16 protein-coding genes and 1 pseudogene are annotated in these 18,789 nt (G+C 71.9%); 13 read left to right on the top strand and 4 right to left on the bottom strand.

Features of this window, described 5'->3' with window-relative positions:
- Positions 1 to 210: 210 nt before the first annotated feature.
- Positions 211 to 1,314 (bottom strand): cell division protein ZapE, encoded by a 1,104-nt coding sequence (zapE, locus tag D9753_RS07715; protein WP_121786324.1) that lies wholly within the window; start codon positions 1,312 to 1,314, stop codon positions 211 to 213.
- A 37-nt stretch (positions 1,315 to 1,351) separates the two neighbouring features.
- Here zapE and D9753_RS07710 point away from each other — a divergent pair, with 37 nt between their 5' ends.
- From D9753_RS07710 to D9753_RS07675, 8 genes and pseudogenes are all read left to right on the top strand, one after another.
- Positions 1,352 to 2,245, top strand: a complete 894-nt coding sequence (locus D9753_RS07710) for a pyrimidine reductase family protein (protein WP_121786323.1) — start codon at positions 1,352 to 1,354, stop codon at positions 2,243 to 2,245.
- A gap of 178 nt (positions 2,246 to 2,423) precedes the next feature.
- The gene (locus D9753_RS07705; RefSeq protein ID WP_121786322.1) at positions 2,424 to 2,897 is read left to right on the top strand and encodes an indole-3-glycerol phosphate synthase; all 474 of its coding nucleotides are present in this window, start codon (positions 2,424 to 2,426) and stop codon (positions 2,895 to 2,897) included.
- A gap of 100 nt (positions 2,898 to 2,997) precedes the next feature.
- A pseudogene (gene murC / locus D9753_RS07700) lies at positions 2,998 to 4,390 on the top strand (UDP-N-acetylmuramate--L-alanine ligase).
- A 17-nt stretch (positions 4,391 to 4,407) separates the two neighbouring features.
- Positions 4,408 to 4,815, top strand: coding sequence for a peptide-methionine (R)-S-oxide reductase MsrB (gene msrB, locus D9753_RS07695; protein WP_121786321.1), 408 nt, complete (start codon positions 4,408 to 4,410; stop codon positions 4,813 to 4,815).
- 156 nt (positions 4,816 to 4,971) lie between these two features.
- Positions 4,972 to 6,099 (top strand): ABC transporter ATP-binding protein, encoded by a 1,128-nt coding sequence (locus D9753_RS07690; protein ID WP_163010646.1) that lies wholly within the window; start codon positions 4,972 to 4,974, stop codon positions 6,097 to 6,099.
- Positions 6,099 to 6,752, top strand: coding sequence for an ABC transporter permease (locus D9753_RS07685; RefSeq protein ID WP_121786320.1), 654 nt, complete (start codon positions 6,099 to 6,101; stop codon positions 6,750 to 6,752). The genes D9753_RS07690 and D9753_RS07685 overlap by 1 nt, the downstream gene beginning before the upstream one ends.
- Positions 6,749 to 7,417, top strand: coding sequence for an ABC transporter permease (locus D9753_RS07680; protein WP_121786319.1), 669 nt, complete (start codon positions 6,749 to 6,751; stop codon positions 7,415 to 7,417). The genes D9753_RS07685 and D9753_RS07680 overlap by 4 nt, the downstream gene beginning before the upstream one ends.
- 145 nt (positions 7,418 to 7,562) lie before the next feature.
- Positions 7,563 to 8,522 carry an ABC transporter substrate-binding protein gene (locus tag D9753_RS07675; protein ID WP_121786318.1) on the top strand — a complete coding sequence of 320 codons (960 nt, stop codon included), beginning with the start codon at positions 7,563 to 7,565 and terminating at the stop codon, positions 8,520 to 8,522.
- A 203-nt stretch (positions 8,523 to 8,725) separates the two neighbouring features.
- Here the strand turns inward: D9753_RS07675 and D9753_RS07670 are convergent, their stop codons facing one another.
- The gene (locus D9753_RS07670) at positions 8,726 to 9,178 is read right to left on the bottom strand and encodes a DUF6114 domain-containing protein (RefSeq protein ID WP_240468075.1); all 453 of its coding nucleotides are present in this window, start codon (positions 9,176 to 9,178) and stop codon (positions 8,726 to 8,728) included.
- Positions 9,179 to 9,183: 5 nt separating this feature from the next.
- Positions 9,184 to 9,882 carry a DUF6230 family protein gene (locus tag D9753_RS07665; RefSeq protein WP_121786316.1) on the bottom strand — a complete coding sequence of 233 codons (699 nt, stop codon included), beginning with the start codon at positions 9,880 to 9,882 and terminating at the stop codon, positions 9,184 to 9,186.
- Between the two features lie 638 nt (positions 9,883 to 10,520).
- Between D9753_RS07665 and D9753_RS07660 the strand changes: the two genes are divergently transcribed.
- Positions 10,521 to 11,171 (top strand): Tat pathway signal sequence domain protein, encoded by a 651-nt coding sequence (locus D9753_RS07660; protein ID WP_121786315.1) that lies wholly within the window; start codon positions 10,521 to 10,523, stop codon positions 11,169 to 11,171.
- A gap of 19 nt (positions 11,172 to 11,190) precedes the next feature.
- Here D9753_RS07660 and D9753_RS07655 read toward each other — a convergent pair whose 3' ends face one another.
- Positions 11,191 to 12,117, bottom strand: coding sequence for a lytic polysaccharide monooxygenase auxiliary activity family 9 protein (locus D9753_RS07655; protein WP_121786314.1), 927 nt, complete (start codon positions 12,115 to 12,117; stop codon positions 11,191 to 11,193).
- Positions 12,118 to 12,557: 440 nt separating this feature from the next.
- Between D9753_RS07655 and D9753_RS07650 the strand changes: the two genes are divergently transcribed.
- The 4 genes from D9753_RS07650 (at position 12,558) to phsA (ending at position 18,741) form a co-directional block, all read left to right on the top strand.
- The gene (locus D9753_RS07650) at positions 12,558 to 13,205 is read left to right on the top strand and encodes a ScbR family autoregulator-binding transcription factor (protein WP_121786313.1); all 648 of its coding nucleotides are present in this window, start codon (positions 12,558 to 12,560) and stop codon (positions 13,203 to 13,205) included.
- 22 nt (positions 13,206 to 13,227) lie between these two features.
- Entirely contained in the window at positions 13,228 to 14,427 is a 1,200-nt protein-coding gene (locus D9753_RS07645) for a damage-control phosphatase ARMT1 family protein (RefSeq protein WP_121790956.1), read from the top strand.
- Positions 14,428 to 14,587: 160 nt separating this feature from the next.
- Positions 14,588 to 16,750, top strand: a complete 2,163-nt coding sequence (gene cyc2, locus D9753_RS07640) for a germacradienol/geosmin synthase Cyc2 (protein WP_121786312.1) — start codon at positions 14,588 to 14,590, stop codon at positions 16,748 to 16,750.
- Positions 16,751 to 16,866: 116 nt separating this feature from the next.
- Positions 16,867 to 18,741 (top strand): O-aminophenol oxidase PhsA, encoded by a 1,875-nt coding sequence (gene phsA / locus D9753_RS07635; RefSeq protein WP_121786311.1) that lies wholly within the window; start codon positions 16,867 to 16,869, stop codon positions 18,739 to 18,741.
- Positions 18,742 to 18,789 lie beyond the last annotated feature (48 nt).

Here is an 18,789-nt window from a genome sequence, read left to right as displayed (position 1 = left end):
AGCCCCCCTCCGCTGCGATCACGTCTCTTGTCCAGACCAAGCACTGGTCAATGGTTGGTCAAGAAACACGTTAACCCTGCAAAGGCCTTTGCAGGGTTAACAGCGCGTTACACGCCCGAGAGAGCGTGAAAACCGTGGGTGACGTGGCGCGAATCCGCCTCTCGCCCACGGCCGTCCGGCCGCTGCCGGAGGACCGGGGAGGTGCGCCGACTAGCCGCCGACCAGTCCCTTCGCGTCCCGGGCCAGCGCGGTGAGCCGGGATATCGCGCGGAAGTACTTCTTGCGGTAGCCGCCGTTCAGCATCTCCTCGCTGAACAGCCTGTCGAACGGCAGCCCCGAGGCCAGCACCGGTACCTCCCGGTCGTAGAGGCGGTCGGCGAGCACCACCAGGCGCAGAGCCGTCGACTGGTCCGGCACGGGCCGCACGCCGGTCAGGCACACCGCCCGGACCCCGTCGGTCAGCGCGCCGTACCGGCTCGGATGCACTCGCGCCAGGTGCTCCAGCAGGCCCGCGAAGTCGTCCAGCGAGGCGCCCTCGGTGGCGAAGGCGGTCTTCGTGACCTCCTCGTCGGGCAGCGGCGCCGGTGCTTCGGGCAGGCCGCGGTGGCGGTAGTCCTCGCCGTCGATGCGCAGGGCGCGGAAGTGGGCCGACAGGCCCTGGATCTCGCGCAGGAAGTCGGCGGCGGCGAACCGTCCCTCGCCCAGCTTGCCGGGCAGCGTGTTGGAGGTGGCGGCGAGCGCCACCCCCGCCTCGACCAGCTTGCCCAGCAGCGTCGAGACGAGGACCGTGTCGCCGGGGTCGTCCAGTTCGAACTCGTCGATGCACAGCAGGCTGTGCCCGGACAGCGTCTGCACGGTCTGCTGGAAACCCAGGGCGCCGACCAGGTTCGTCAGTTCCACGAAGGTGCCGAAGGCCTTGCGGGAGGCGTCGGCGGGAGCGGCGTGCCACAGGGAGGCGAGCAGATGGGTCTTGCCGACGCCGTAGCCGCCGTCCAGGTACACACCGCGCGGGCCCGCCGGGGCCTTGGGCGCCTTGGACCGGCCGAAGCCGAACAGGCCGCGCCGGCCGGCGCCCTTGGCGGGCGCGCCGCCGAGTCCGGCCGCGAAGCCTTCCAGGACCTGGACGGCCTCGGTCTGGCTGGGCTGCCCGGGGTCCGGGATGTACGTGGCGAAGCGGACCGAGTCGAAGCGCGGGGGCGGCACCATCTCCGCGACCAGACGGTCGGCGGGAACGCGCGGCTCACGGGCGCACAGGGACACGGGGCCCGCGTCCGGCACAGGGCTGGATTTGGGGGCGGTGGTGGAGGACGACACAGTTCTTCATGCTAAGCGCCGTGCCACACTGCACGACATGCGACGCCTGTTCCCTGTGACCGACGAAACAGCAGCCCAGGCCCCCGGCACCGGCGCGGAGGCCGCGAGCCGGGGACCGGAAGGGGAGGTGGGGGCGGCCCGTGCGGGCGCCCCCGCGGCCCATGGCGCCCCCGCGGCCCATGGCGCCCCCGCGGCCGTGGACCGCGAGTGGAGCCTCGCCGAGCTGGCCGCCGCGTACGCCTACCCGGAGCCCGGACCGGGCGCCCCGCGGCCCTGGCTGCGGGCCAACATGGTCTCCTCCCTGGACGGCGCCGCCCAGCACGAGGGCCGCTCCCAGCCCATCTCCAGCGCCACCGACATGCGCGTCTTCGGCACGCTGCGGGCGCTCGCGGACGTCGTCCTCGTGGGCGCGGAGACGGTACGGCAGGAGGGGTACCGCCCGGCACGCGTGCGCGCGGAGTTCGCCGGGGCCCGCGCGGCGGCCGGTCAGGACCCGGTCCCGGCGATCGCGATCGTCAGCGCGAGTCTGGAACTGGACTTCACGCTCCCGCTGTTCACCTCCCCCCTGGTGCCCACGCTGGTCCTGACCGGGGCCTCGGCGGCCCCCGACCGTGTCGCCGCCGCGGAGAAGGCCGGCGCCCGGGTGGTGGTCGCCGGGGACGGCACGGACGTCGAGCCCGCACGCGCGGTACGGGCCCTCGCCGACCTCGGCCACACCCGGCTGCTGACCGAGGGCGGCCCCCGGCTCCTGGGCCAACTGATCGCCGCCGAGGTGCTCGACGAGCTGTGCCTGACCGTGTCACCCACGCTCACCGCGGGGGGCGCGCAACGCATCGCCGGGGGACCGGCGGTCGCCGTCCCGCACCGGTTCGTGCTCGCGTCCCTGCTGGAGGAGGACGGGTTCCTGTTCGGCCGTTACCGTCGGCCCTGACGCCGCCCCCCTGGCATCGGCCCCGACATCGACGGAATCTGCTGTTCCGTTTGACTCGGCGGGCAGACTTTGTCGGCAGTACCCGTGCGATCACGGGGAAGGATGGTTTCCGCAGGGGTCCTGCCGGGCCCCGCGGCACAGCGGGCCCCGCGGGCCCTCGCAGGAGAAGAGGCGCCTGGTGTTCACAAGCGTTCTGATGATCGAGAAAGCCCTGACGTCCGCCGACGTGGAGTTCGTCACCACCTTGCACGGGGACGAGCCCGTCTCCTTCCATGTGCTGCTCCAGCCGCGCGGCGACCAGGCGGACCGCCTGCTGCGGGCCATCGACGACATCGCGCTCGGCGAACTCGACGAGGCGGTGCGGGAGGGAGAGACCCCGGAGGGGCAGGACGCGAGAAGCGTCGGCCGGCGGGCCCTCGACGTGTCGCTCCAGGCGCTGCGCTCGGCGAGCAGCACGGCGGAGGGCCGGCTGGTCGAGGACCATCCGCTGGACGCGCTGAAGGGGGTCGTGGCCGAGGTGAACGCCGACGAGGTGATCGTGCTCACCGATCCGCACTACGTCGAGGAGTTCTTCCACCGGGACTGGGCCTCCCGGGCCCGGCACAAGGTGGGCGTGCCGGTGCTGAAGCTGTTCTCGCACAGCAAGGCGTAGGCGGAGCGGGGGAGGGCCGGCCGCCTCCCTGCGCGGCACCCGGTGCTCCAGCGCATAGGCTAGGCCTGCTCTGGCTCGTACCGTCTCTGGGGAGAAACGCATGGCACCCGGCCTTCCTACCGCCATGGACCGACCGCACTTCATCGGCATCGGCGGCGCCGGAATGTCGGGTATCGCCAAGATCCTCGCGCAGCGCGGGGCACGGGTGGCCGGCAGTGACGCCAAGGACTCGGCGACCGCGCGGGCGCTGCGGGCGCTCGGTGTCACCGTGCACACCGGACACGCCGCCGGGCACCTCGCGGACGACGCGAGCTGCGTCGTCGTGTCGTCGGCGATCCGCACGGACAACCCGGAGCTGGCCCGCGCCGCCGAGCTGGGCATCCCGGTGGTGCACCGCTCCGACGCGCTCGCCGCGCTGATGCAGGGGCTGCGCCCGATCGCCGTGGCCGGTACCCACGGCAAGACGACCACCACCTCCATGCTGGCGGTCTCCCTGACCGAGCTGGGCCTGCGGCCGTCGTACGCCATCGGCGGCGACCTGGACGCCCCCGGTTCCAACGCGCTGCACGGCGAGGGCGACATCTTCGTCGCCGAGGCCGACGAGTCGGACCGCAGCTTCCACAAGTACGCCCCCGAGGTCGCCATCGTCCTCAACGTCGAGCTGGACCACCACGCCAATTACGCGTCCATGGACGAGATCTACGAGTCGTTCGAGACGTTCGTGGACCGTGTCACCGACGGCGGCACCCTGGTCGTGTCCGCCGACCACGAGGGCGCCCGCGAGCTGACCCGGCGGGTCCGGGAGCGCCACGTGCGGATCGTCACCTACGGCGAGGCCGCGGACGCCGACGTACGTGTCCTGAGGATCGTCCCGCAGGGGCTGAAGAGCGAGGTGACCGCGGTGCTCGACGGGCGGGGAGCTGACCTTCGCCGTCTCCGTGCCGGGCCGGCACTACGCCCTCAACGCCGTGGCCGCGCTCGCCGCCGGCGCCGCCCTCGGCGTCCCGGCCGCGGAGCTGGCGACCGCGCTCGCCGCCTACACCGGCGTCAAGCGGCGCCTCCAGCTCAAGGGCGAGGCGGCCGGCGTCCAGGTGATCGACTCCTACGCCCACCACCCCACCGAGATGACCGCGGACCTGGAGGCCATGCGCGCCGCCGCGGGCGACGCCCGCATCCTCGTCGTCTTCCAGCCGCACCTGTACTCCCGCACCCAGGAGCTGGGCAAGGAGATGGGGCAGGCGCTGGCCCTCGCCGACGCCTCGGTGGTCCTGGACATCTACCCGGCCCGGGAGGACCCGATCCCCGGCGTCACCAGCGAGCTGATCATCGAGGCCGCGCGCGCGGCCGGCGCCGACGTCACCGCCGTGTCCGACAAGGCGGAGATCCCCGCGGTGATCTCGGGAATGGCGAAGCCCGGTGATCTCGTTCTCACCATGGGCGCGGGTGACGTGACGGACCTGGGCCCGCTGATCCTGGACCGCCTGTCGCAGTGAAAAGGGGCTGAGAGCTGATGTCGTACGACGTCGAGAAGCCGGACGAGCAGTGGCGCGCGGAGCTGAACCCGGCCGAGTACGCCGTCCTGCGCCAGGCCGGCACCGAGCCGGCCTTCACCGGTGAGTACACGGACACCAGGACCGAGGGCGTCTACTCCTGCCGGGCCTGTGGTGCCGAGCTGTTCACCTCCGAGACCAAGTTCGCGTCGCACTGCGGCTGGCCGTCCTTCTACGACCCGAAGGACACCGACGCCGTGGAGCTGGTCCAGGACCGGTCCCACGGCATGGTCCGCACCGAGGTGCGGTGCGCCCGCTGCGGTTCCCACCTCGGGCACGTCTTCGAGGGCGAGGGGTATCCGACCCCGACCGACCAGCGGTACTGCATCAACTCCATCTCCCTGCGGTTGAGCCCGGACGAGGGCTGACGCGGCCGACGTGCCGGCGCGGCCGGGACGGCCCGGCCGCGCCGCCGCCGAACCCCGGTCACGCAGGCGGTTAGACTCGCTGCCCAACGGCCTGCGCAGAGAAAAAAGTGGCGGAAGCGGGCGGAAATCGGCCAAATCCGAAGGGTGTCCGGCGTTTTGATACGGATAGACTCAGTCACGAAGCGATATCCGGACGGAACGGTCGCGGTCGACCGGCTGTCGCTGGAGATACCCGACCGCGCGATCACCGTCCTCGTCGGGCCCTCCGGCTGCGGCAAGACGACGACCCTGCGGATGATCAACCGGATGGTGGAGCCCAGCGAGGGCAGCATCCTCCTCGACGGCCAGGACATCCGGCGGCAGCCGGTCAACACGCTGCGCCGGTCGATGGGTTACGTCATCCAGAACGCCGGACTCTTCCAGCACCGCACCATCCTCGACAACGTCGCCACCGTGCCCCGCCTGCTCGGCTGGAGCAAGCAGAAGGCGCGGGCCCGGGCCGCCGAGCTGATGGAACGGGTCGGACTCGACCCGGCCCTGGCCAAGCGGTATCCGTACCAGCTCTCCGGCGGCCAGCAGCAGCGCGTCGGCGTGGCCCGCGCACTCGCCGCTGATCCGCCGGTGCTGCTGATGGACGAACCGTTCTCCGCCGTCGACCCCATCGTCCGCAAGGGCCTCCAGGACGAACTCCTGCGCATCCAGCAGGAGTTGGGCAAGACCATCGTCTTCGTCACCCACGACATCGACGAGGCGATCAAACTGGGCACCAAGGTCGCCGTGCTGCGCACCGGTGGCCGGCTCGCCCAGTTCGCCCCGCCCGCCGAACTGCTCAGCGCGCCCGCCGACTCCTTCGTGGAGGACTTCCTCGGCGCCGACCGCGGCATCCGCCGGCTGTCCTTCTTCCCGTCCGCGGGGCTCCGGCTGGAGACCGGGCCCGTGGTGCCGATCGACGCCGACGCCGAGCGGCTGGCCTCCCGGGCCACGGCCGACTGGCTCCTCGTCACCGACGCCGACGGCAGGCCCCTCGGCTGGAGCGAGCCGGAACGGCTCACCGCCGGATCCGTCGACCGCGACCGGCTCCTGCCGTACGGGCGGCCGTTCGTGCCCGGCACCGACTCGCTGCGCGCCGCCCTCGACGGGGCCGTCCTCTCGCCGACCGGGTGGGCGGTCGCGGTGGACGGCGAGGGCCACGCCGTCGGCGTCGTCTCCCAGCAGGCCATCGGTGAGGCGATCCGCGCCGCGCACGACCGCGCGGCGGAGCGGGCCGAGGTGAACGCCGGGTGATGAGCGGCTTCTTCGACCTCCCGAGCGACCTCCAGCACAGCTATCTCGGCCTCGTCGGGCTGCACCTGCGCGAGGCACTGCTGCCGGTGCTGGCCGGACTGCTCCTCTCACTGCCCGTGGCCCAGCTATGCGTACGGTTCCGCTGGATGTACCCGCCCGTTCTCGGCATCACCACCGTTCTCTACGCCATCCCGTCGCTCGCCTTCTTCGTCGTGCTCATCGACTACTTCGGGCAGAGCGAGACGACCGTGATGATCCCGCTCGCCCTCTACAGCCTGGTCGTGCTGGTCCCGGCGATCGTCGACGGTGTCCGCTCGGTGCCTCCGGAGACCCTGGCCGCCGCCCAGGCCATGGGCTTCGGAGCCGTACGGCGCTACCTCCAGATCCAGTTGCCCATCGCCGTGCCCGCGATCATCGCCGGCCTCAGGGTGGCGACCGTCTCCAGCATCTCCCTGGTCAGCGTCGGCATGCTCATCGGCAACCAGGGCGCGCTCGGCAACATGCTCTACGACGCCCAGACCTACCACCGCCCCGCCCTCGCCGTGAACTCGGTCGTGACCATCGCGGTGCTGGGCATCCTCGCCGACGGCGTGCTGGTCCTCCTCCGCCTCCTCCTCACCCCCTGGATGCCGCGGAAGGGTGCCACCCGGTGAACGTCCTGAACTTCGCGCACTCCTTCTTCAGCGACAGCGCCCACTGGCACGGCTACGACGGCATCCCCACCCGGTTCGCCGAGCACCTCAGGTACTCGCTGGAAGCCCTCCTGATCGCCGCCGCGATCGGGCTGCCCGTCGGCCTGCTCACCGGCCACACCGGGCGCGGCGGCAACGCGCTCGCCCTCCTCGCCACCGCCGGCCGCGCCCTGCCCAGCTTCGGTCTGCTGGTGCTGATGTTCCTCTGGATAGGTTTCGGCCTGCTGCCGGTGATGATCCCGCTGGTGGTGCTCGCCGTACCGCCGATCCTGGTCACCGCCTACGAGGCGGTCCGCTCGGTCGACCCGTCCCCGGTGGACGCGGCGCGCGGCATGGGGATGTCCGAGACCCGCGTACTGCTCCAGGTCGAACTGCCGGTCGCGCTCCCGCTGGTCCTGAGCGGACTGCGCACGGCGGCCATCCAGATCGTCTCCACCGCCACCATCGCCGCGTACGTCAGCCTCGGCGGGCTCGGGCGGTACATCATCGACGGGCTCTACCAGAGGAACTACGACAAGGTCGTCGGCGGTGCCACCCTGACCGCCGCTCTGGCCCTCGCGACCCTCGGCCTGTTCTGGGCGGCGGCCCGGCTCACGGTGTCCCCGGGCGTACGCCGGAACGGCTGAGCACCGCCGCCCGTCGCCGGACGCGCACGCACCCCCGCTGTCGCCCCGGCCCGGCCCGTGTGCGCGCACAACGGATCGCAGATCGAGGCCAATCGGTGATCGGGGGCACTTGACTGACCGAGAACCGGCTGGATTGGATCGACGGGTGACTTACACGACCCACTTCAGCAGGTCCATCCGGAGGAACCGAGGCGCGGCGGTGGTCGCCCTCGCAGCGGCGACGGCTCTGCTGGCGGGCTGTTCCTCCAAGGACGACAAGGGCGGCAACCCGCTCACGGACGACAAGGCGAGCGGCGACAGCGTCGTCGTCGGCTCCAACAACTTCCCCGAGAGCACGCTGCTGGCCGACATCTACGGCGAGGCCCTCCGGGCCAAGGGCTTCAAGATCACCTACAAGCCGAACATCGGCAGCCGCGAGACCACCTACGGGCTGCTCAAGAACGGCGCCGTGACCGTGCTGCCCGAGTACAACGGCGCGCTGCTGGCCTACCTCGACCAGAAGGCCGCGCCGAAGACCGCCGCCGAGACCACGGAGGCCATCAAGGCCAAGCTCGACCCCAAGCTGACGCTGCTGAACCCGGCGCCGGCCCAGGACAAGGACTCGGTGACGGTCAACGCGGCCACCGCGAAGAAGTACCACCTCACCGGGAAGTCCTCCGTCGCCGATCTGAAGGACATCGCCAAGGACCTGGTCATCGGCGGCTCGCCGGAGTTCCAGACCCGGCAGCAGGGCCTGCTGGGCCTGAAGTCCGTCTACGGCCTGGACTTCAAGTCCTTCAAGGCGCTGGACGCGGGCGGCCCGCTCACGCTGGCGGCGCTGCAGAAGGACGCGGTGCAGGTCGCGGACCTCTTCACCACCGACCCGAACATCTCCGAGGAGAAGTTCGTCGTCCTTCAGGACCCGAAGAACCTCTTCGGCTTCGAGAACGTCCAGCCGCTCGTCCACAAGAGCACCCTGTCGCGGAAGGGCGTCGACGCGCTCAACGCGGTCTCGGCCAAGCTGGACACCGCGACCCTGCTGGAGCTGGACAACCAGGCGCAGGTGCAGAAGAAGGACCCGCTGGACGTCGCCAAGGCCTGGCTGAAGTCCGCCGGCCTCGCCTGAGGCACCACCGCCGGCCACGGCCACGGCCACGGCCGTGACCGGTGACGACGCGGGGACCCCGACGCCCCGGGGCCCCGCGTCGTCGCGCTCCCGCGGCTCCCGGCCCCGCACCTTCCGGCCCCGCGGCTCCTGGCCGCCGTCGTCCTGACCGTCGTCTCCTAGCTCTCCTCGTCCCGGTCCTCGGTGTCCTGGTCCGCGCCGTCTCAGGTCGCGCCTTCCGCGCCCTCCGGTGCCGGCGCCCGGGCCGCCGTCCTCGCCTGCCTGCGGCGTGCGCGGCGGCTGACGCGTGGCCGCTGGTCGGGGAGCCAGCCGAAGGTCAGGCAGCTACCGGTGGCGCCGAGGAGGAGGCCGAGGAAGAAGCCGCCCAGGTTGGAGGTGAGCCAGGTGCCCAGCGAGAGCAGGATGCCGGTGAGGGAGTAGAAGAGGCGCTGGGAGGGGTTGAAGAGGATCAGCAGACCCAGCAGCACCATCAGCCCGGGCAGCAGATAACCCGCCAGGCCCTGCATGCCGATGTGCAGGACGACCTTCAGCGAGGCCTTCTCGGTGAGCAGGATCTCGCCGCCGCCCAGGGCGAGCAGCAGTCCGCCCCAGAACGGCCGGCGGGCCCGCCACCTGCGGAAGGCGGGCCTCGGTCCCAGACGTGGACGGTCCGGCACGGCGATCAGCAACCCGAGTCGCTGAAGCTCAGCTTCAGACCCGGCAGTTTGAACACACCCGCCGTCGTCGCGTAGTTGGTCTGCCGCAGTTTGGCGATCCGCACGGTGTCGGCCTGCTGGCTGAAGACGCCGATCGGACCCTTCACCCCCGCCTTGGTCAGCGTGCTGGCGTCGTTGCCGATCTCGATGTTGTCGAACGCGGCGTCACCCGACAGCTCGGTGGAGTCGGTGGTCAGGTCGCGCGCGCTGACCTTGTCCTTGCCGCCGCCCGCCTTGATCAGCAGGTTGGTGCCGCCGAGGTCGACGCTCTGGCACAGCTTGGTCAGCGTGGCGTTCTTGATGGCGGAGGTGATGACGAGGACCTGGCCGCCGCTGTCCCCGGCGTTGGGGCTGCCGTCGGCCATGTTGTCGAGCGAGCCGAACTGTTCGAACCCGGTGCCGTTCAGCTCGGTCGCGGTGACCGTGAAGGGCATGCCGGAGATCGCGAACTGCACACCGAGCGCACCCTGTGCGGTGAGGACCGCGAGGCCGGCGGCGATCAGCGTGGCGGGTACGGCCATCACCGCCGCCCGGCGGGCCCGGACGCGGCCCCGCCGTTCGCCGCCGGTGACGGTTCCGGCGGCGTTCTGCGTGTCGGAGGGTGAACCGCTTCCGGGGTTCTCGGGGGTGTTGCCGGCGGACGGAACGTCCGGGGACGAGGCCATAACTGCTCCCATGGGCATGGATCAATGCGGTGTGGGTTCCAGTGGCGCGGTGTCCTGGCGCGGACAGGGGCAACCGCGTACGCCTCCTCGCGAGTCCCGGTGGACGCAAGGGCTTTCTGGTTACGCGGCAGTAGCCTTTCGAGGAAGTTACCGCCGGTTACATTGAAGGGTCAAGGGAGATGTGAAAAAAGGGTGCCGGACGTGCGCGGGCCGTCTCCGCCTGGCACAACCCGGCCCGTACGCCTTGACGTTGACGCATTGTCAGGTCTACAACTTCCTCTGTTTCCACGGATCCGTGGCGCCGGATCCAGCGAGCGGCACCAGCCACGTCCCGGCGCGGTGCCCGCCGCGTCCGCCACGCGGACCGGCCGCGTTCCCGGCCCTGTCACGGCAACCGATCCACTCACAGCGCGGCTCCGCCACGGTCGTTCCCCCTGTGGTCCCGTGTCGGCCGCCCCCATGCGCCGGCGCGGCCGGAGGCCTTCCCCCGAGGCCTCCGGCCGCGTCCGGTCCGCCGCCGTCGCCGGTCCGTCGTGTACGGAGAAGGCGCAACGGCCCTGCGCCGGTGGCACCCCAGCACCGCCCCCACCCCCCACCTCACCCCAGTTGTCCCCCCACTCAGGAAGAGAGGCACTCGCATGCGCAAGCGCTCCCTCCTCGCCCTCGCCGGCACCGCCACCGCACTCGCCCTCGCGGCGGCCACCCCGGCCTCCGCGGCCGGCGCGGTCCTCACCACCGGCAGCGCCGGCGGTACCGCGGTCGCCGTCGGCGACACCCTCACGGCGCCCCTGGCCTCCGGCACGTCGGCCACGTTCTACTCCAGCGCGACCGGCACCAGCGGCGTCAAGTGCACGGGGTCCCAGTTCACCGCCAAGGTCACCGGCAACCCGACCGCCCCCGGCACGGCCACCGAGTCCGTCACCGCGCACACCTTCGACAGCTCGACCTGCACCAGCAACGTCACCGGCGTGCTCGGGGTCAACGGCATCACCATCGACAACCTGCCCTACGCGGCGACGGTCGCCTCGGACGGCACCCTCACCGTCACGCCCCCGAGCGGCTCCGTCATCCAGGCCACGGTCAAGCTGCGCACCCTGCTGGGCAGCGTCACCTGCGTCTACCGGGCGCCCAGCCTGACCGGCAAGGCCGCCAACGCCGACAGCAGCATCACCTTCACCAACCAGCAGTTCACGAAGTTCTCCGGTTCGTCGCTCTGCTTCGCCAACGGCTTCTTCACGGCGAAGTACGCGCCCGTCACCGACGCGGGCGTCCGGATCTACGTCAACTAACGTGCCGTAGGACCCCGTTTCAGCGTCGTCGCAGCCGCAGAGCGAGGGCGGCGCCCCCGGTGACCAACAGCACCGCGGCGGCGCCGCCCGCCAGCAGCGGCGCCGAGACCCCCGAGCCGTCGCGGGTGGCGTCCACCACCGGCGACCCGTCACCCGCGGCGGCCTCGGGACGCCCCTCCCGCCGCCCGTGCGCGGCGGTCGGGCTCACCGGCGGAGAACCCGCCGTCCGCGCGGGCCGCGGGCGCGATGACGCCGGAGCCGTCGCCGCCGGTGTCGTGCCCGTTGCCGCGCCGGCGGCTCTCGCACGCCCCGGGAACACCACGTCGGAACACGAGTAGTACGTGTCCGGCGTGCTGCTGTTCTGCCAGACCGTGTACAGCATCTGCCGGCCCGTCCGGTCCGCCGGCAGCGTCGCGCCGATGTGGTACGCGCCGTCGCGCAGCGGCGGGTCGGTGACCTCGGCGAAGGGCCGCTCCGGCAGGTCGGACCAGGTCAGCGGCTTCGCGGGGTCGTAGCCCGGCCGGGTCAGATAGAGCCGGAACGTGCCCGTGTGCGCGATGGTCGACGCGTACGTCAGCGTCAGCCGGGCCCCCGGCGTCAGCCGCGTCGCCGGCCAGTCGGTCCGGGCCAGATCCAGCCCCCGGTACGCCGGCAGGTTGCCGCTGCACAGCCGGCCGTCCGGGATCACCCGCCGGTCACGGCCCCCCACCCCCGCCACCCGCAGGTTGTCCCACGCGGTGAACGGGGCGCCGTTCGCCGCGACCGCGGCCCGGCAGGCCGCCGACCGGGCGGCGGCGCCGCCCTCGGGGGAGCACGCGTAGACCCGGCTGACCGGATCCGTGGGGGCGCCGTGCGCCTGCGCGGGCCCCGCCGCCCACGGCAGGAGCAGGAGCGGCGCCGCCGCGGCGGCCACCCTGACACTCAGGCGGGCGGTCATCCGGGTCATCGGGGGCGTCTCCTCGGCCGGCGCGGGAATCGGGGGCTGCGGCGTCCAGTACGGTGCCGGCGCCCACCCCGTTCATCCGGAGTCACCGACGGGACCCGCGGGGCGTGGAAGCACCGACCGGCCCGGCTGTTTCGCGCCTGCTCCGAGATCTCGTCGAGGTGCCCGCCACCGGCCTCGTATCCCTGGCGATCATGGCGGCGGCGGCCACCGCCCCGCGGCCGCCGGGCGCCGCCGGTGCGGAACGGGAGGAACCCGTTCTGAGCCCGCCCCCGCACGAGCGGGAGGGGACCCGTCGTGAGCTGCGGGCCGGGACGGTGACACGTGTGCCGCCCGCGGGCCGGGACGCCGGACTCCCGTTGCCGCTCGGTGAGTTATCGTATGCAAGGGGTTAAAACAAACCGCATGTCCTGTTCGTTCACAGTGCGAGGAGGGGTCCCGCGATGGCAAGGCAGTTACGCGCCGAGCAGACCCGGGCAACCATCATCACGGCCGCCGCCGACCTGTTCGACCGGCGGGGCTACGAGACCACCAGCCTGAGCGACATCGTCGCACACGCGAAGGTCACCAAGGGCGCCCTGTACTTCCACTTCGCCGCCAAGGAGGACCTGGCCCACGCCATCCTGGAACTCCAGGCCCGGGCCGCGCAGCGGGTCGTGGCCGACGTCGAGAGCCGCGGCTGCTCCTCCCTGGAATCCCTGATGCGCACCACGTTCGGCATCGCCCGGCTCGCCGTGGAGGACCCGGTGCCGCGCGCCGGACTCCGCCTGGCCACCGCGGACATCGCCGTACGGCCGCCGCTGCGGCATCCGTTCACCGAGTGGCTGGAGTACGCCACCCGCAAGTTCGGCGGAGCCGTGCGGGAGGCCGACGTGCACGGCGAACTCGACGTCGGCGCCGTCGCCCACTCCCTCGTCTGCTTCTTCATCGGCACCCGGGTCGCCGGCCGCTCCCTCGAACCGATCGGACGGCTTCCGCGCCGGGTCGCCGAGATGTGGCACCTGATCATCCGGGGCCTCGTCCCCGTGCACCGCCGCCCCCGCTACGTCACCCTCGCCACCCAGTTGGAGCGGGAGACCAGAGCCGCCTGACCCGGGCGGTACGGTGACGGACATGCCCGACACCCCCTTCGCACCCGTGATCCGCGGTGACGAGCCCGGCTCGTTCCCGCACAGCGTGCTGGCCGAGCGGCATCCCGCCATCATCCGGCAGGTACGGGACGCTTTCCCGTTCGGCCCCGCGCAGCACGCGGCGCTGGACGAGCTGCTGAGGAACTGCACCGAGGGCACGGTCGGGCCGCTGCCCGCCGACGCCCCGGACCGGGACCGCTGGCACGCCTGGGGCCTGCCCGACCACACCGGCCGGTCCTGGTACGACGTGCCGTGGCTGTGGTCCGAGAGCTACTTCTACCGCCGGCTGCTCGACGCCGTCGGCTACGTCGGACCGGGCGCCTGGCAGGGCATCGACCCCTTCCGCCCGTTCAAGCGCGCCGAACTCGACGCCCCCGAGACCGACGCGGAACTGGCCGCCCTGGACGGCCTGCGGGACCTGCCCGAGGAGGAACGGGCGCGCGCCCTGCTGCACGGCTCCCTGTGGGGCAACCGCGCCGACCTCGGCTTCCGGCTCTCCGCCGCGGACGCCGGGACCCGGCAGCCGGTCCCCGCGCTGGTCGCGGACGACAGCGAGACCCTGTGGTCGCTGCTGCCGCCGGCCGGCACCGGCACGCTCGTGCTCGTCGCGGACAACGCCGGCCGTGAACTCCTCCCCGATCTCCTGCTGATCGCCCACCTCCTCACCGAGGGCCGGGCCGCGCGGGCCGTCCTGCACGTCAAGCCGTACCCCTACTACGTCTCCGACGCCACCACCGCCGACGTCGTGGACGCCCTGAACCGACTGCGTGCGGCCCCCGGCGCGGCGGGCGGGTACGGGCGCGTGCTCCGGTCCGCCATGGCCGACGGCCGCCTCACCGTCCGCGCCCACCCCTTCTCCTGCGCCCCGCTGCCGTACGCCGACATGCCGGACGACCTGCGCGCCGAGTTCGCGGCGGCCACGCTGACCGTCGTCAAGGGCGACCTCAACTACCGCCGTCTGGTGGGCGACCGGTTCTGGCCGCCCACCACGCCCTTCCGGGAGACGACCGCGTACTTCCCCGGTCCGGTCGCCGCGCTGCGCACCCTGAAGTCCGAGGTGATCACCGGCCTGAGCGCCGCGACCGAGGCCGCGCTGGTGGCCGCCGAGGGGCAGCGCTGGCGGACGAGCGGGACGCACGCGCTCATCCAGGCCGACCCGTCGGGTGGCGCACGGCGGGGGTGACGCGACGCCGTCCACGCCGTCGACGCCGCGCGAATCCGGCACGGGCGCGCACGGGAGGACCCGGCGCGGGGAATTCCGCGTTTCGCGGGTGATTCACGCGATGGTGTGATCATGTGCGGCCGGATGGATGGGGCCACGGGGCCACGGGTAGGGCCCGGCCATGACGCAGCCGTTTCAACTCCCGCACTTCTACATGCCGTACCCGGCGCGCCTCAACCCGCACCTGGACGAGGCCCGCACCCATTCGACCCGGTGGGCGCGCGAGATGGGCATGCTGGAAGGCTCCGGGATCTGGCAGCAGGCCGACCTGGAGGCACACGACTACGGACTCCTGTGCGCCTACACCCACCCCGACTGCGACGGACCCGCTCTCTCGCTGATCACCGACTGGTACGTGTGGGTGTTCTTCTTCGACGACCACTTCCTGGACATGTTCAAACGCACCCCGGACCGCGCCGCCGGGAAGGCGCACCTGGACCGCCTGCCGCTGTTCATGCCGCTCGACCCCGCCACCCCCGTGCCCGAGCCGGAGAACCCGGTCGAGGCGGGCCTGAAGGATCTGTGGGCGCGTACGGTGCCGTCGATGTCCGCGGACTGGCGCCGCCGCTTCTCCGTCGCCACCGAGCACCTGCTCAACGAGTCGATGTGGGAGCTGTCCAACATCGACGAGGGGCGGATCGCCAACCCCGTCGAGTACATCGAGATGCGCCGCAAGGTGGGCGGCGCCCCCTGGTCGTCCGGGCTCGTGGAGTACGCGACGGCCGAGGTGCCCGCCGCCGTCGCCGGCAGCCGGCCGCTGCGCGTCCTCATGGAGACGTTCTCCGACGCCGTCCACCTGCGCAACGACCTCTTCTCCTACCAGCGCGAGGTCGAGGACGAGGGCGAGAACAGCAACGGCGTCCTCGTCCTGGAGAAGTTCTTCGGCTGCACCACCCAGGAGGCGGCCGACACCGTCAACGACGTCCTCACCTCCCGGCTGCACCAGTTCGAGCACACCGCGCTCACCGAGGTGCCCGCCGTCGCCCTGGAGCATGGGCTCACCCCCGCTGAGATCACCGCGGTCGCCGCCTACACCAAGGGGCTCCAGGACTGGCAGTCCGGCGGCCACGAATGGCACATGCGCTCCAGCCGCTACATGAACAAGGGCGCGCGCTCCAGCTCTCCGTGGCAGCTCCCGGCCGGCCCCGGCACCTCGGCCGCCGACATCGGCACGCTGCTCGCCTCGGCCGCCCGGGAACGCCTGCGCGCCCACACGCACGTGCCCTTCCAGAAGGTCGGCCCGTCCCTCGTCCCCGACTTGTACATGCCCTTCGAGGTGCAGCTCAGCCCCCACCTGGACCGCTCCCGCGACCACCTCGTGCAGTGGTGCCACCGGATGGGCATCCTCCAGGAGGGCGTCTGGGACCTGGACAAGCTCGCCGCCTACGACCTCGCGCTGTGCTCCGCCGGCCTGGACCCGGACGCCACGCCCGAGGCCCTCGACCTCAGCGCGCAGTGGCTCGCGTTCGGCACCTACGGCGACGACTACTACCCACTGCTCTACGGCCACCGCCGGGACGTCGCCGCCGCCCGGCTGACCACCGCCCGGCTCTCCCTGTGCATGCCCGTCGACGACGAACCGGCCCCGGCCCCCGCCAACGCCATGGAGCGGGCCCTGAGCGACCTGTGGGCCCGTACGACGGCCGGGATGACCGCGGACCAGCGGCGCACCCTGCGGGCCTCCGTGGACAAGATGACCGAGAGCTGGGTCTGGGAGGTGTCCAACCAGCTGTACAACCGCGTCCCCGACCCCGTCGACTACCTGGAGATGCGCCGCTCCACGTTCGGCTCGGACCTCACCCTGAGCCTGTGCCGGATGGGCCACGGCCCCGCGATCCCGCCCGAGGTGTACGCCAGCGGCCCGGTGCGCTCCCTGGAGAACGCCGCCATCGACTACGCCTGCCTGCTCAACGACGTCTTCTCGTACCAGAAGGAGATCGAGTACGAGGGCGAGATCCACAACGCGATCCTGGTCGTGCAGAACTTCTTCGGCGTGGACTATCCGACCGGACTCGGCGTCGTCCACGACCTGATGACCCAGCGCATGCGGCAGTTCGAGCACGTGATCGCGCACGAACTGCCCATTGTCTACGACGACTTCGTCCTGTCGGAGGAGGCGAGGGCCATCATGGACGATTACGTCCTCGACCTGAAGAACTGGCTGGCCGGGATCCTCCACTGGCACCGGGAGGTCGACCGCTACAAGGCCCGGTGGCTCGCCGGCCGCGCCCACGGATTCCTGCCCGACCGCGCCCCCGCCGTACCCGCCCTGCCACGCGGCTGACGGGCGCGGAATCTTCTCGTGCGGAACCGGGCATTCAGGGAACTAAGGTGCGCCTTCGGGGGTCTTGTCGAGTAAGGGGAGCAACAGGCCACAGAAAAACACGGGGGTGTCCGATCTTGACCGAGATCATCGAAAGGCCCACCACGGGGACCGCGGCCGGGCAGGCGCCGGTGACGACCGAACTCACGCCGTACGTCGGGCCGTTATCGGTCCCGCCGGTCCTGCGGCCCGCGGCGGACGACGTCCTGCGGGAGACCGAGATCGCCCTGCGCCCGGCCTGGGTGCGCCTGCACCCGCAGTTGCCGCCCACCCTCATGTGGGGGTACGACGGCCATGTGCCGGGCCCGACCATCGAGGTCCGGCGCGGACAGCGCGTCCGCATCGCCTGGACCAACCGCATACCGAAGGAGAGCGAGTACCCGGTCACCTCGGTGGAGGTGAAGCTGCGCACGGACGGCCGGCCCCAGGCCACCACCGAGCCCGGCCGCGAGGGCGCCGAACCCAACAAGGACGTCGCCGCCCTGCCCGCCTGGTCGGTGACCCATCTGCACGGCGCACAGACGGGCGGCGGCAACGACGGCTGGGCGGACAACGCCGTCGGCCACGGCGACGCCCAGCTCTCGGAGTACCCGAACGACCACCAGGCGGTGCAGTGGTGGTACCACGACCACGCGATGAACATCACCCGGTGGAACGTGATGGCGGGCCTGTACGGCACCTACCTCGTCCGTGACGACGAGGAGGACGCCCTCCGCCTGCCCTCCGGTGAGCGGGAGATCCCGCTGCTCATCGCCGACCGCAACCTCGACACCGACGAGTACGGCCGCCTCAACGGGCGGCTGCTGCACAAGACGCTGATCGTCCAGGACAGCAACCCGGAGACCGGGAAGCCGGTCACCGTCCCGTTCACCGGCCCCTACACCACGGTCAACGGCCGCATCTGGCCCTACGCCGACGTCGACCCGGCCTGGTACCGCTTCCGGCTGGTCAACGCCTCCAACGCGCGCATCTTCGAACTCGTCCTGATCGACGAGGACGGCGAGCCCGTGCCGGGGACCGTCCACCAGATCGGCAGCGACGGCGGCCTGCTGCCGCGCCCGGTCCCGGTCGACTTCGACGAGGAGCTGCCCGCCCTGACCGCCGCGCCGGCCGAGCGCTTCGACCTGCTGGTCGACTTCCGCGCGCTGGCCGGCCGGACCCTGCGCCTGGTGAACAAGGGCGCCAACCAGCCGGCCGGCGTGCCCGACCCGGTCGGAGACGTGCCCTTCCCGGCCGTGCTGGAGTTCCGGGTGGGGGAGGGCTGCGCGGAGGACACCTTCGAACTGCCCGAGGTGCTCTCCGGCTCCTTCCGCCGCATCGGCCACGACATCCCGCACGGCCACCGCCTGATCCTGCTCACCCCGCCCACCACCAAGGGCGCCGGCGGCCACCCGGAGATCTGGGAGATGACCGAGGTCCAGGGCACCGCAGGACTGCGGCTCCCGGCCGACGGCATCGTCCAGGTCACCGGCCCGGACGGCACCACGAAGACATACCGGCGCACCGCCCGCACGTTCAACGACGGACTCGGCTTCACCGTCGCCGAGGGCAGTTACGAGCAGTGGAGCTTCCTCAACCTCGCGCCCATCGTGCACCCCATGCACATCCACCTGGCCGACTTCCAGCTCCTTGGCCGGGACGCCTACGACGTCTCGGGCTTCGACCCGGCGGTGGGCGGCACCCGCACCCCGATCCGCTACGACACCGGCCGGACTATCCCGCTCGCACCCAACGAGCGGGGCCACAAGGACGTCTTCCGGGTGCCGGGAGACCAGATGCTGCGGGTCATGGGCCGCTTCGACGGCGCGTACGGCCGGTTCATGTACCACTGCCATCTGCTGGAGCACGAGGACATGGGGATGATGCGGCCCTTCGTCGTCATGCCGCCCGAGGCCATGAAGTTCGACCACGGCGGGGCCCACGGCGGCCACGGCGAGGGCCACACGGGCTGAGCAACCACCCTCGGAGGGCGGCCGTCATGGCCGCCCTCCGCCGCCCTT

It is taken from the genome of Streptomyces dangxiongensis (genome assembly GCF_003675325.1).
Taxonomy (GTDB): domain Bacteria; phylum Actinomycetota; class Actinomycetes; order Streptomycetales; family Streptomycetaceae; genus Streptomyces; species Streptomyces dangxiongensis.
Note: the sequence above shows the minus strand (reverse complement) of the source record. Positions and strands in the feature narration are given on the sequence as shown.